At 60.6% G+C, this 13,305-nt stretch carries 13 protein-coding genes and 1 pseudogene; 4 read left to right on the top strand and 10 right to left on the bottom strand.

What is annotated here, in order from left to right; genetic code table 11:
* The first annotated feature begins 411 nt into the window (after positions 1 to 411).
* Complete coding sequence (locus AC1DKD_RS06120) at positions 412 to 1,758, top strand: hypothetical protein (RefSeq protein ID WP_477143090.1); 1,347 nt, start codon at positions 412 to 414, stop codon at positions 1,756 to 1,758.
* Positions 1,759 to 2,020: 262 nt separating this feature from the next.
* Here the strand turns inward: AC1DKD_RS06120 and AC1DKD_RS06115 are convergent, their stop codons facing one another.
* The 3 genes from AC1DKD_RS06115 to AC1DKD_RS06105 form a co-directional block, all read right to left on the bottom strand.
* Positions 2,021 to 2,380 (bottom strand): hypothetical protein, encoded by a 360-nt coding sequence (locus tag AC1DKD_RS06115; RefSeq protein ID WP_477143089.1) that lies wholly within the window; start codon positions 2,378 to 2,380, stop codon positions 2,021 to 2,023.
* Between the two features lie 42 nt (positions 2,381 to 2,422).
* A complete protein-coding gene (locus tag AC1DKD_RS06110; RefSeq protein ID WP_477143088.1) occupies positions 2,423 to 2,791 on the bottom strand; it encodes a hypothetical protein in 369 nt (122 codons plus the stop codon).
* 518 nt (positions 2,792 to 3,309) lie between these two features.
* Positions 3,310 to 5,166 carry a hypothetical protein gene (locus tag AC1DKD_RS06105; RefSeq protein ID WP_477143087.1) on the bottom strand — a complete coding sequence of 619 codons (1,857 nt, stop codon included), beginning with the start codon at positions 5,164 to 5,166 and terminating at the stop codon, positions 3,310 to 3,312.
* 159 nt (positions 5,167 to 5,325) lie between these two features.
* Here AC1DKD_RS06105 and AC1DKD_RS06100 point away from each other — a divergent pair, with 159 nt between their 5' ends.
* On the top strand, positions 5,326 to 5,694 hold the full coding sequence (locus tag AC1DKD_RS06100) for a helix-turn-helix domain-containing protein (protein ID WP_441593400.1): 369 nt from the start codon (positions 5,326 to 5,328) through the stop codon (positions 5,692 to 5,694).
* Here the strand turns inward: AC1DKD_RS06100 and AC1DKD_RS06095 are convergent.
* The 7 genes from AC1DKD_RS06095 to AC1DKD_RS06065 form a co-directional block, all read right to left on the bottom strand.
* Complete coding sequence (locus AC1DKD_RS06095) at positions 5,688 to 5,915, bottom strand: hypothetical protein (RefSeq protein ID WP_477143086.1); 228 nt, start codon at positions 5,913 to 5,915, stop codon at positions 5,688 to 5,690. The genes AC1DKD_RS06100 and AC1DKD_RS06095 overlap by 7 nt on opposite strands.
* Before the next feature lie 141 nt (positions 5,916 to 6,056).
* Positions 6,057 to 6,368: a hypothetical protein gene (locus AC1DKD_RS06090; protein WP_477143085.1), complete on the bottom strand. Its 312-nt coding sequence runs from the start codon at positions 6,366 to 6,368 to the stop codon at positions 6,057 to 6,059.
* A 103-nt stretch (positions 6,369 to 6,471) separates the two neighbouring features.
* Positions 6,472 to 7,419, bottom strand: a complete 948-nt coding sequence (locus AC1DKD_RS06085; RefSeq protein WP_477143084.1) for a hypothetical protein — start codon at positions 7,417 to 7,419, stop codon at positions 6,472 to 6,474.
* Positions 7,416 to 8,330, bottom strand: a complete 915-nt coding sequence (locus AC1DKD_RS06080; protein ID WP_477143083.1) for a recombination directionality factor — start codon at positions 8,328 to 8,330, stop codon at positions 7,416 to 7,418. Before AC1DKD_RS06080 ends, AC1DKD_RS06085 begins: the two co-directional genes overlap by 4 nt.
* Before the next feature lie 14 nt (positions 8,331 to 8,344).
* Positions 8,345 to 9,343: a YqaJ viral recombinase family nuclease gene (locus AC1DKD_RS06075; protein ID WP_477143082.1), complete on the bottom strand. Its 999-nt coding sequence runs from the start codon at positions 9,341 to 9,343 to the stop codon at positions 8,345 to 8,347.
* A 76-nt stretch (positions 9,344 to 9,419) separates the two neighbouring features.
* Entirely contained in the window at positions 9,420 to 10,385 is a 966-nt protein-coding gene (locus tag AC1DKD_RS06070) for a DUF932 domain-containing protein (RefSeq protein WP_477143081.1), read from the bottom strand.
* A gap of 111 nt (positions 10,386 to 10,496) precedes the next feature.
* Positions 10,497 to 10,952 (bottom strand): hypothetical protein, encoded by a 456-nt coding sequence (locus AC1DKD_RS06065; RefSeq protein ID WP_477143080.1) that lies wholly within the window; start codon positions 10,950 to 10,952, stop codon positions 10,497 to 10,499.
* Positions 10,953 to 11,729: 777 nt separating this feature from the next.
* On the opposite strand from AC1DKD_RS06065, the gene AC1DKD_RS06060 reads away from it, so the two are divergent.
* Together AC1DKD_RS06060 and AC1DKD_RS06055 are read left to right on the top strand one after the other, a co-directional pair.
* On the top strand, positions 11,730 to 12,626 hold the full coding sequence (locus AC1DKD_RS06060; protein ID WP_477143113.1) for a WYL domain-containing protein: 897 nt from the start codon (positions 11,730 to 11,732) through the stop codon (positions 12,624 to 12,626).
* Positions 12,626 to 13,305: pseudogene (locus AC1DKD_RS06055) on the top strand (ATP-dependent helicase); the annotation flags it as partial. The gene AC1DKD_RS06060 and the pseudogene AC1DKD_RS06055, both read left to right, overlap by 1 nt.

The following is a 13,305-nucleotide window of genomic DNA, read 5'->3' as shown; positions in this document are numbered from 1 at the left end:
ATACGGTTTCGTTGCCAGTGATACGAGTTCAATGCGCTTCCCTTGCTTGTGGTACTCACGCGGACTTTGCACGATAGCCAAGGACAGCTTTCAGTCAGCCTGCTTGTGGCCTTCGAATGACAGCTCAGGGTCGAATTCCGCCTGACGTAGCTGGAGCACGCCTCGGTCTACTTGGCCAAGGCTGTCTCGCCTTCTGGCACCCTCGTCCCCGAGGAGCCGAGCGCAGTCGAGAGGCCCGCCAACTAATGGAAGCGGGCGACGTCACCTTCCAGTTTGTCGTCAATATCTACCAGTAGGATGCGAACGACAGAGACTGTCGCGCGCCGGTGATCGCCCGCCGGACTCAGAGCATGTTTCCAAGATTGTGACCGTCTTGCACTGGGATGCGCAAACCTACCAAGGAGGACTGTTGTGACAGAGGAGGCGCGTGAGACGATGGGCGGAGAGGTGGCCAGTGCGCAGGTGGCTCCACTGTCCCGTGAGCAGCTATACGAGCTCGTCTGGCAGGAGCCCATGCTTCGGGTTGCCGAGCGGCTGGGGGTGTCGTCGAGTTACATGGCCCGGGTGTGTACTGAACTGCGTGTGCCTCGACCACCTCGGGGGTACTGGGCGCAACTTGAGTTCGGAAAGGCGCCTGCACGCCCCGCATTGCCGGATGTTAGAGCAGGTGATATTACTGAATGGAGCCCAGGGAACTTCATCGGCACCAACGAGCGGGCGTCTAAAAGGATAGCAAAGGGTCCCTCCCCCACCGTCGATGGCGTGCCGGTGGTGGCGCCGAGCATAYAGCGACGGTCTCACCAGCCGACGGCAGAGAAGCCCTCGCACCCGCTACTGGTAGGCATCAAGCCGTTCTTCGAGAAGACTCGTGATAGCGAAACCGGCATCCTGCGTCCGTTCAAGCGATTATTGGTCGACGTTCTATCGTCGAAGGAACGGCTGGACGCTGCCATCGGTGCGGCCGATAAGCTGTTCCGAACGCTGACTTCGCGTGGGCAYCGAGTGACGATTGCACCGGCAGGCGGGCAGATGCGACGAGCCGAGGTTGACCTGCGCGAGACTCCCAGGAAGAACCACTACCAGCACAGTGCCTGGGCGCCTGAGCGACCAACGGTAGTGTATATCGGTGACGTGCCCATCGGTCTGACGCTCTTCGAGATGACCGAAGTCGTCGAAATGCTCTACGTCGGCAATAGCCAGTACGTCCCGGTTCGAAGCCTGACTCCTGAGCAACGCCGCAGGTATCCAGAGCCTAGGTATTGGACGACGACAAAGGACCTGGCTTCCGGTCGCCTTTGCTTACAGGCGTACTGCCCATCGTGGCGGGTCAGTTGRGTCAAGCGATGGTCCGAGGAGAAGCCAGGGCATTTCTCTTCATTGGTGCTGGGCATTGTGCAAGAGCTTGAAACAGTGGGCCCCGAATTGAATGCACAACTGGAGGCGGCGAGAATTCGGGCCGAGGAAGAGCACAGACGGTGGGAGGATGAGCAGCAACGCCGGCGAGAAGCGGAGGAACGCGCGCGGCAAGAGAAATGTCGCCAGGATGCGCGAAAGGATCTACTTGCAGCAATTGCAGGCTGGGACGAAGCACGTCGGATTGACGCTTATTTCACCGAGGCGGCGCGAGCGGCTGAGCGCCTTGACGTCGATGAGCGGCATAGACTGCTGGGTCGCATTTCGCTCGCAAAAGAGCTGGTGGGCGAGAGAGAACCCTTGGATATCTTGCTTCAGTGGAAGGCACCGAGTGAGAGGAACTAACCTATCAGCACAAAGAAGGGTCGCATTGACATCCTCACCCCACGTCACGGATAGATTGTCGCCGCGATGCCATTTGCCGTCTGTTGGTACTGCGGACGACCGCAAGGAGGTGCGGACATTCGACCACAGGACCATGGCTGGCCGAGTTGGGTTGTTCTGGGACGGCCAAGGCTTCCCCCGAAATCGGCGATGAACCAAAAAAATGAGCGACGTAGAAGAGAGTGGGCGTTACGCCCACTCTCCTCGTTTATGCCGCACGGACTTACATCGGCGCGATGTTGTACTTAGCCATAATTTTCTCGATCTCGTTGTTACGATTGCTAGCCATGTCGTAGTAGCACTCGTTATCCGAGCACTTGCTGTCGAACTTGCTGGTCCACTTTTTGTGGGACTTCAAGATATTCTCCTTTTCCGACTCAGGAACGCGGCTGGAGTCCAGGAGTCGCTGGGTGTTGCCTTTCACGCGCAGCATACCGCCTCTGAGGCCGTATTCAAGACACTGATCTCTCTCATACTGGCTGCGTTTCATTTTGCAGATCTCGCTGGCGCGGAACTGGGCTTGCGCTTGAAAGGCGAGCGTCGAAAGTGAGAGGATGGCGATAGTGGCAAGGAACTTTCGCATGATATTTCTTCCTTAAAAAGTGAAAACAGCTAGCTTGCCGCTTCAGTTCAGTCGCATGTCTTGGACACCATACTTCGAAGTCTCCTTGTAAGTGAATTCCTTGAACTTCTGGATTTGCTCGATGTAACACGCATTCTCCGGATAGCCTAGGCTGTCCTTCCGGCACTGAGCTTCGGCTTCCTTCGAGATGGCCTGACGTTTCTTTTCCACGTTTCGTTTCACGGTGGCAGGAACCTTTTTCGATTCCTGCACAGTGAAGGTGTACTCGTCGGCTTCGGTTTGATAATTGCTGATCAAATTCGACCAGCAGTTCTCCCGCTGGTTTTTGGTCGGCATGGTGTCACAGGTGTTGACTGCGAATGCTGCGGTGGACGACAGGGCGAGAGCGATGGCGATGATGGTTTTGCGCATGAGAATGCTCCTTGAGAAAGCATCGTGGGAGCGGTTTGAACCGCTCTCTACAGGGTTGTGAAACAGGTAGTGTGGGTTGTGGAAATTAGTGGGTCTTCAGATTGCCGGTGCCTGATGGCTATCTGAAGATCCACGTGCGGCGGCATGAGCAGGATGTGGTGGCCTTTATTCTTCTTGGTCCCTTTCAAAAAAGGATTGTTGTTGTGTTCACTCTTCAAGGCTGGACATGAGCTGGTCTAAGCTGCACGCACACGGAACTGCTATATCGGCTCAATACGTCGTAGTTGAAGCATGAACCATAAAAGGCAATATCAAGGCGTTCCGTCCGCCGGTATGGACGTTCAATCTTTTGGCATCCTGCTCGTACAGTTGGGAAGCTGCCAGGACACAACGGCAAGAATGCAGCCTACGTTGGAATCTGCGTGCCTTGGCAAATAAAGGGGTAATTCCGAAAGATAAGAGGACCCGAAGGTCCTCCCCAGCGTGAAGCCGGAACACGCTGGAGAAGCCGTCTTCAGTTACGGATTCTGCTTTTGGCCAATCCGAATTGCGGCTTCACGCATCGATGCGGCCATGGCGTCAACCACGTCCGCACGGAATTGCGCCACCGTCGCACGCGAACCAGCAGGCAGCGCATAACCCATGAGCAGCTTGCTGTCCATCAGCCCAACCACGAGCGAACCGTCGGCGTTGATGATGTTTTTGATTCGGTCATTGATGGGAACCATCGGCGCACCGATCGTCTTCGGGAAGGTGATCGTGACCGTATTCGGATTGCGAGGATGCACCGACCAGCTACCCGCGACCGGGAAGTTGAGCGGATTGCTGGCGTAGTTGCAGCCCACCTTGTTGCTCTTGTCGATTTCAGCCACACCACCGGCCTTGATGTTCAGCAACACGCAACCGCCGCCGATGTCGGTTTGCGTACCCACCACCTGTTGAATCGACGAATACGCCTGGGCAGGGTCGCCCATGGTGTATTGCGGCGAACCATTGACGGTGTTGGAGACAGCAACCGTTTGGCCGTTGATCCACGGCAGACCGAAGCCCGGATTGATCAACATCACGCGATCGTTGTTGTACGTGATCGTGGCAAGGTAGGCAGTAGTGCCCGGTGCGAACGTACCCGTCATGGCCTGGCGAACCGGATTACGATAGTCAATCTGCAGGCCAGTCGAGAGCGGCTGACCGCTGACGTCCATCGTCCGATACGAAACACGAACGCCGTCGTTGGTGATGGGGTCAGTGCCGACCAGGGTCGCACCTATCGACGACAGTGCATAGGACGGATGCATTTGGCCAGCAGTCAGCCAGCCGGTCCAGGAACCGTCGGCCTTCAGTTCACAGGCTCCCGCACCTCCGTTGAGAGAAATCCACGAACCGCTGAACCAGCCGTCGTAGCTGCCAAGCGGCGTGGCCGGCAGCCAGCTGCCGTTCCTTTGTGCCTCCTGCGTGATGGAGAGCGTAGAACCGGACAGCGTGAAGTTCTCACGCACTGGAGTCAGAGCCGGCGTGACGACGCCGGACTCGAGGATTTGCTGCATGAGGTTGCCGTTCACGGTGAAGAGGGGGCTGCTCAGTACGGCGGTGGCGTCAGCTTCAGCGCTGTAAGCCGGGTTGTTGAGTTGTGCGCTGACGTCGGCCTGTTGGACCCCAGTCACCGTACCCTTGGCAGCGTAGGCCTTCATCGTGGCCTGGACTTGCGTCCACGAGATCGGGCCTTGACCACCCAGCGTCGTCAGGTGGCTGACCATGCTGGCAGCAATTGCTGCCGTGCCAGTGTCGCCGCCAGAAATGTAGTCGGCAGCCGGATCGACTGCCGCGCCCACGAAGTTCTGGGTGATTTGCAGCGCTTGGTCTTGCGAGAGGCCGGCCTTCACGTGCGTGACAACCATCGTCGTGAGTGGCGTGACGTTTTGGGTGGTGCMCGACACGATGGCTGACAGCGTGAAGGTCGAGGTGAATGGGACGTCGGGGTTCGAAAGATCCCGGGTATTTGGCGTCACGATGACGTTGATCTGACGGCCAGTGGCGTCCGCCGGCGCATTCAGGGTGTATGCACCAGTCGCGTCGGTCGTGGTCGAGGGCAGAGAGGCATCACAACCACCTTTACCGTCATCGAAGCAGACCTTGGCATTGGCCAGGTAGCCGTCGATGGCCTTGCCGGTCAGGTTCGCGGTTTGCGTAGGTTGGGGCGCAGTRCCACCACCCGCAGCAGCGCTGCCGCCATCCCCACCTCCGCCGCAGCCGCCCAACACGAGTAGTGCGGCACTGAAGATGCCTGCCTTCAGCGCGAGACTCTTCGCCTTCGGGTTTCGCTCAACGCAGCTCGCGTGACGGCGATGCTCAATTTCCGTGTAAGTGTTTGAATGCATTATGTTTTTCTTTGTTCTTCGAAGTTGACAAGGAAGCCGATGGTTCTCCACCTGCAAGCCACTGATGATGTTAACGACTTAATGGGTTGAAACTCAACCTAAAAAGCACTTCATATCAGAAAGGCGATGCCCAACCATCTGGGTGGATTGGGAGAGGGCATGCGCAAGACAGACATGGACCAGCTTGCCGGCGTGGTGGGACGGGCGATTGCCAGGCATCGCACCGCCGCCGAGCTCACGCAGGAGCAGGTCGCGGAACGGCTGGGGATTGGCAATGAGGCGGTATCGCGCATGGAGCGTGGCGTCGTCATGCCCACGATCGGACGCCTGGCCGAGCTGGCCGACATCTTTCAGTGCGAAACGGCGGATTTGCTGACGGAAGCCAGCAATCGCGCCAGCGACCAGGCCCACCACCTCGCCCGCTTACTATCGAGGGTCAGCACCAGCGACCGTGCCATGCTGGTGGAGATGGTTGAGAGGCTGGCGCTCCGGCTTGGCAGCCGTAGGGCGGACGCCGACCGTCACTGAGGCGCGCGTAGTGTGTCTCCGGGGCATGACTTCAGCAGCCACGACTCGGCTGGAAGAAGGGCGAAGGTTGCCGAGCGCGCGCCGGTGGTGTGCAGCCACACCTTCTGCCCGCTGGACAGAACGTAGCTGGAGAGCAGGAAATGCCCGGTATCGAGTGCGCGTTCGTTGCGTTGCCAGTCCTCGTCCGAGACCTGGCCCCAGTCGCCTTTCATGTGGCGCATGAGAAGGTGCGTGAGTGGTACTTGAACGGCATTAAGTGCTTTGAGCGCTTCCAATGAGACGAAGACACAGCCCGGTGTGACGCGTGTGGGTGCGCGGAGTTTGGAGGGAAGAAATGGATTCGTCATGTCCGTCGTCGCTGATCAATAGTCCTCAGGCAGCAGGACTGTCGTGGCCGACCGGTCCCATTCGGTGATGATCCAGACCTTCTGTCCGTCCGGCAGGGGGTAGCTGGACAGCACGCGCTGACCGGCGATGGCTGCCAGGTCGTTGTGCTGGCGGTCTTCGTCGGACACATCGCCCCAGTCGCCACGGGCGTGGCGGTTCACCAGCGCGAAGATCGAGACGCCTGCTGTCTGCAGGGCATTGAACGCAGCGGGTGTGGCAAGCAGACGGCCGAGGGGCAGGCGCGGTCGGCAGAATGCGGGTAAGGCGGGTATGGCGTGATCCGTCATATGGTTCTCCTGAATAGGGACGAGCATCGGCCTCCGGCGGGGCCGGATGGGCACGTCAATTGGGAAAGAAGAAGGAAAGGACTGTGCTGGGCGAATGCCCGGCTTATGCCGTCGGGGTGAGCGAGGCGAGTTGACGGCGCAGGGCAGTGGCGCGGGCTTGCGAGCAGCCAAGGTGACGGCGGATGTCGGCAACGGTTGGACGGAGTCGTCCGGCCGCGACTTCCTGCACGAGCCGAGTCACGTCGGGATTGGCTGATTTCCGAACCGGTAATGGGATGACGGGATCGTTATCCGGTGGATGACTGCCGTCCGCCTCGTGACTCGCCGTGACTGGGGGGACGGCTGCGGCAGCCCCCAGCGCCGGCCAGGGTTGCAGCGCGATCGCCCACAGCAGGCAAGCGACCCCTTCCAGTACCGCCGCGAAGATGAGACCCGACAGCAGATCGACGCGCGCGACGGTCGTGCCGAGTAGCGCCGCGAGTCGCCCCGTGACCGGATCGGTCGCCATGGCGTCGTGTCGGTTCACAGTCCTGTCCTCCGCTGCTTGCCCGCGCCGAATGTCGTCGACTTCGGCGTCCAGCGCATCCAGCTTGGCGGCAAGCGTGATCCGACGGGCTCCCAGCGTTGTGCAGGTGCCCGTGCAGTACTGCGCATTGGCCGTCGCCAGTCGCGCCGTGACCTCGGCCCGTTCCCCCATGACTGCTGTGAGGCTGCGGCCGGCTGGCGCGAGGGAACTCACAGACACGGCAGCCGACCGCAGTTCCCCGGCATGCCGCTGGGCTAGCAGGAAGAACGTCGCATGCCCRTAGCAGGCGGTTGTGATGCAGGCGAGCCACAGCACACCGCCCACGACGCGCACGACAGTGGGGGATTCTCGGATCACTGCGGGCAGCAGGTGCGCAGTGGCGACTAACACGATGCCAAGCGCAACCCACACCAGCCGTTCCGCCACCGTACCGCCGCGCTGCCAGCCGGCCAGCACCGACAGGCAGAGCGCGGTGCCGGTCGCACCGGCCGCCAGCATGGACGTCCAGCGATTCATGCTCGTCATGCCGCCGTCCCGCCCAGCAGGGCGGCCTTGCGCTGCAGCTTTTCCCGTAAGCCGGGCGGTCTAGCCTCGTCAGGCTTCCCGGCGTCACCTGACGCCGAACGATCGTGCGTGGCCTCGGGAAAGAATTCCTCAACCACCGCTGCAGCTTCCTCGGGACTGTCCTCGAACGTGCCGTTGCTGAAACCCTGCTTGGCTGCCGCGTCCAGCCCCACCTGGTCGAACCCGGCAGACTTGCGCCGTGCATCCAGCTCGCGCGCTTCGGTGAGGGTAGCTTCCAGCGAACTGCCCGCCCGAATCCCCAGGTCCACGTAGTAAATCGCTGACCGGTAGCTCTGCGTGGTGGACTTGCCGCGCAGCTTCAGCTCCAGCGCCAGGCAGGCCAGCCGGTTGCCCGATACCGCACTGAAGTAAAGCAGCCGCGCCGCGAGTGTTCTGATGCTGTTGAAGCTCGTCGTGCGGAACACGAAGGAGCCTAGCTCGTCTTCGTTGCCCACAATGACGTTGAGCCGCCCATACGGCTTGCAGCCGCCGGGGCCACCGAACTGGCAGCCGTCCGGCGACGGGCAGGGCAGGATCGCAATGCCGTCCTGCTCCACTCGCTTGCACCGCTCGCCGTTGCCGACGCAGACGGGACGCCCGGTATCGCGGTCGAACAGGCAGTATTCGGCGCGCAGATTCAGATTCGGGTCATTGAACAGCATCCGTACGGGGATCGAACGCAGCTTGCCCGGCGTGGCCTTGCGCAACGATTCGTTGAGCGGGTGCAGCATCCAGCCGTCGCGGTTTTGTACCTGCGTCGTCAGCGTGAACTGGTCGTCCTTCTCCGGCAGGCGCTTGCCGTTCTTCTCGACCACGCGGCCAATGGAAATGCGCCCGATGACGGGCGGGGTAATGGCGAGTCCTTTGAGCATCGTTACTCCAGTGATCAGGGATAAATGAGGAAACGGCGGGCACCGGCTTTAGGGATGGCGTACTGCTGGGCGAGATCCGGATGCTCGGCTTGCAGGCGTTTCAGGTCAGTCGAGGCGCTGTCCTTGCTGCGCCTGAAGCTGACTTCGCCTGTCTCGAACAGCGCCCTCGAGGCGTCGCCTATCGCTTGCTGGAGGGTCTGCTTGAGCTTGGCTGCTACCTGTTCCCGTGCGTCGATCTCGGCGCGCACGGTAACCAGATCGGCGAACGCCGCTGACATCTGGCGGTGCTCCGAGAAATCCACCGTCCCGCCACTATCCTTCGGGTATAGGCATCGCAGCGCGCGGTCGGCTGACTCCGATCCGTCTCCGGGTGGTGGGGTGTCGGTCTCGACGTAGCGCCAGAACTGGGCTTCCAGCGCGATCAGCCGGGCGATCAGGTCATCGTCCCGCTCGATCCGATGGACTTCCAGCTTCTGGCCACACAGCAGCACGGCCACGTCGGCGGCACGCTTGCCGGTGACCGTCAACTGGTGTTGGACCTGCAACTGGACGTACTCGGGCACGCCGTCCTGCCAGTGCCGGGCGCCGAACTCGCCCGCGGTCTTGCACTCCAGGATCTGCACATCGGGCACGCCGACCACTTCGCGATCCAGATTGGCGAGCATGAAGGGGATCGTGGGGTGTTGCAGGACGGCATTGACCTTGCGTACGCGGTGGCCTGTCTGCTGGGTATACGCCGCTGCCACGATGGGCTCCAGCAAGGTGCCCCAGTAGATCGGTTCAGCCGTATCGTTCGGATCGGGTTTCGGCAAATCGGCATCCCGGCCGGTCTTCTCTAGCCACAGTTCGAGCTGGCTCTTGTAGGGATTGAGGCCGACCGCGGCGGCGGCATCCGATCCACCAATGCCGGTTCTGCGTACCGCCAGCCAGTCGGTGCGGGATAGATCCGTTGTCTTGACCAGCTTGAGCGCAGGGCGGGAGGATCTGGCCTGCGCGGGTTCGAGGGCACTCATGCAGCCTCCAGAAAATGATGCGGCCCGATGAGCGAACTCGACCGGGTCGACAGGTAAGGGAAGAAGGGAGGGGCGGCTACACCACGAGCTTGAGAGCTTCATCCCACGCTTTCTGCTTAAGCGACGCGCCAGCGCCAAACCAAGCGGCATCGCGCCGGTGGTCGTCGCTGCGCGCGCGACGGTGGTGATCGGTGAACTCGGTCACCGCGTTGAGCAAGCCCCAGGCTGTTCCCGACGCGGAGGGCAACTGCGCGCCCTTGCCGCGCCCGGCATAGAGCTGGCCGACCGTCTTGATGGCGCGCTCGTTGACGGCGACGGTGTCGCGATCACTGGAAGCAGTGACCGGATAGGTCAGCACGCGCCGGAAGAACGCTTCGGCGGCCGACTCGGTAACCTTGCGCTCCGCCAGAGCCTTGGTGCGGACCATGAAGGCATCCCATGACGAGACCGCGATGCCAAGCTGTCGCTTGACCGCCTGGCCGTCGAACTGGCTGCGGTGCGGTACTTTGACGGCCCCCGTACTGTTGCCGAGCGCAATGGCGAGCGTGTTGTTGCAGACGACGCGCACCGACGTGAACTGCGCCGTCGTCGCCAGCGTGCCGTCGCAGGCGGTGGCGAGCAGCAGATAGCCGTTCACAGCGTCCTTGCCCTTGAGTGAGCCGGTCTGGCCGGTCTTGGCGAGCGCCCACAGCTTCTTGCCGAATTTGAGTACGCCTGCAGTTTCCAGCTCGTATCCGCCTACCTCAGTCAGATCTCGATAGAACTCCAGGATTTCCGATGGCTGGACAACCTGGAATCGGCTGGAAACGACCGAAAGCGGGGCCTTGGTGTCGGACCGGTACAGCACCTTCTGGTCGGGGAAGGCGTGAATGGCGCCGATGCCGGCCGTGCCGGTGACGAATCGGACTTCGGATGACTCGATACGCCAGTTCATGCCGGCGCGCTCGGCCCACACATCGACCGACTGGTTGGGTCCAAGCCGGTTACCCAGGCCGTGCCACGGTTGCTGGCCGACATAGGCCATCGATTGAACGAGGTGCATGATTTGCTCCTTTGGAAAGACGAGTGCATAAAGCCCGGCAAGGGCCGGGCTGAGGGTAAAGTGAAGGGGAGGTATGGAGGGTGGTGCCGAGGGATGAACCCGCAGCCGGCATCAGCGGGGAGACAGCGAAAACGGCTCGTCGTCCTCGCTCAGACCGAATGGATGGGCTGTGTACCCACCAGAATCGGATTCGTCGAAGGACGGTCGCCGGCGGACATGAGACTCGACCGACGATTGCCCGAACGTGTGTCCGCAGTCCAGGCAGCGGTAGTTGTGCAGGACCTTGTCGTCGATCAACTCGCCCAAGGTAGCACCGGCCGAGCAGCCGGCCGTTCCACCCAGGACGCCACCGAGGATGGCCCCGGCGACTGTGCCCATGACTGCGCCGGGAGGGCCGGCGATGAGGCCGATCCGGCCACCGAGCGTGCCGCCAATGCGTGCGCCGTTCATGGCAGCGGCAAAACCGCTGGCGGCGCCCGCGATGGCGCCAAGGGTGCCGCCAACTTTGCGTGCGTGGTTACGGGTCACTACTTGCGACGACTGGCAATGCGGACAGGTTGTCATCATGCCGATTGCCCCTTGCGGTCTGCGTCACGGTTGCTGCAGCGCAGGCGGCCCCAGAGCGCGCCGACCAAGAAGATCAGGGTGAATGCAAGCAAGTATTCAAAGGGGGAATTGTTGGATATCACGATGGCTCCATAGATAGGGCAAATAGCGGACCGGAGTGGTGGCATTCCACCCTCTCCATGGCGTGATATATGGTTAAAAATTCTTTGAATCAACAGAAGGCAGATTGCTGCTTCAGCATTCGTCGAATATCCCACCGGCTTCCCTTGGATACTGCGCCACCATTGGCCTTGGCCGTAGCACTCTCGATACGGGCAGCAGCAGTTCCGGCCATCGGAGTGGTGGGTACAGAAGGAGTCGATGTCTTCGTAGTCATGTTTCTTCCTTTCGTAGCGTAGTGCCAAAGGCGGCACGACGTCATCTTGAAGAGGTGGTCTTATGGCTGCACGACACGGTTCCGAAGGAATTTTTCATTTTTTAAGTGCAGCAACTTCATGCCTTCAGTAGCCGCATCGCATCTATACGGGTCTCCAACCACAACCGATTGCCTCCAAGCTGCCTCCAAGCCCGCGCCAGCAAACGAAGTGGCCTCAAGGACGCTCGCGTGACCTCACGCCTTGGTCCTGCGTCCGTAGATTCGACGATTTGGCCGCTTGCCCAAATCTGAGCCTAGACGCATAATGTCCTCATTTTGATTACATGATGCGACTCCTAATGAGCAAACGTGAAGTTGGTTTCGGTCCATCCGTCCTTTGCTCGGTGGAGGAGCGCCCGACCATGCACCCCCAACGCGTCGAGAACCTGAGCCACGCACAACGAGAACGGCTCGCCTACATCGACTTCCGTCTGTACTTCATCGGGGAGATCGGACGACCTGATCTGAGCAGCCGTTTCGGAGTGGCACCGGCGGGTGCAACACGAGACCTAGCCCTGTACCGTGAGGTCGCCCCCCAAAACATCGAGTTCGACAGTAGCAACAAGATCTATCGAATAGGCAAGAGTTTCGCGCCGGTCTTCGAGCACGCACCCCAGCGTGTCCTGTCGGCACTCTCATTGGGATTTGGCGATGGCGTGAACGGTGATTCGCAGCCGCTCTTGCCTTGCGAGTTCCCTGCGGTCCTGAGCCGCCCCTGCATGGACGTGCTGGCACCAATCTGCCGAGCCATCCACGCCAAACGTCCGGTAGCGATCCACTACCAGTCGGTGAGCAGCGGGGAGTCCGAAAGGGTGATCGTTCCCTTCGCTCTCGTGGACAGCGGCCTGCGTTGGCACGTCCGAGCGTTCGACCGCAAGACCGGAGAGTTCCGCGACTTTGTCATCACCCGGATCGAAGCGCCCAGGACACTCGACGAAGACGCCAAGGTTGGCGAACGTCCCGACGACGACATCCAGTGGACACGGATTGTCGAGATCGAGCTGGTTCCCCACCCAGACCAGCCTAGGCCTGAAATCACTGTGCGCGACTACAGCTTCACGGGCGGTGTGCTGGCACTGAAGCTTCGGGCTGCTACGGCGGGATACATGCTTAGGCGCTGGAGCGTCGACTGCTCACCCGATCACCATCTGCGTGGCCCCGAATACCGCCTGTGGCTCAAAGACCATCTGGCGCTTTACGGCGTGAAGAACGCGCTGCTTGCTCCTGGCTACACCGTGTCCCCAAAGGCGGATTCTTGATGGAACTCATCGACAACATCAACCGCCTGCTCGGCGACGACCTCAAACAGACGATCAAGCCCGGTGCCCGCCTGAAGATCGCGGCCTCCTGCTTTTCGATGTACGCGTTCGAAGCGCTGAAGGCAGAGCTGGAAAAGATTGACGAACTGAACTTCATCTTCACCTCGCCAACCTTCGTCGCCAACGAGGTCACCGACAAGATTCGCAAGGAGCGCAAGGAGTTCCACATTCCCAAGGCTGACCGGGAACGGAGCCTGTATGGGAGTGAGTTCGAGATTCAGCTCCGCAACAAGCTGACCCAACGCGCGATTGCAAAAGAATGCGCCGACTGGATGCGACGCAAGGCGACCTTCAAGTCCAATCGCAGCAAGGCTCCTATGCAGCAGTTCGCTTGTGTGCAGGCTGCGGCCACGGACACCGCCTATATGCCATTGCACGGCTTTACCGCCGTCGACCTCGGCTACCAGCAAGGCAACGCTGTCTCCAATCTTGTCAACAAGATGGACGAGTCGACCTTCACGGCGACCTACCTCAGTCTGTTCGATCAGATCTGGCACGACCCCGAAAAGCTGGAAGATGTGACCGCGCAGATCTGCGATCACATTGCGTCGGTGTACCAGGAAAACTCGCCCGAGAGCATTTACTTTTTGATGCTCTACAACATCTTCAACGAGTTCCT

It is taken from the genome of Cupriavidus sp. 05T313, from assembly GCF_056396665.1.
The sequence above is the reverse complement of the archived record's forward strand: the minus strand, read 5'-3'. Positions and strand labels throughout refer to the sequence as shown.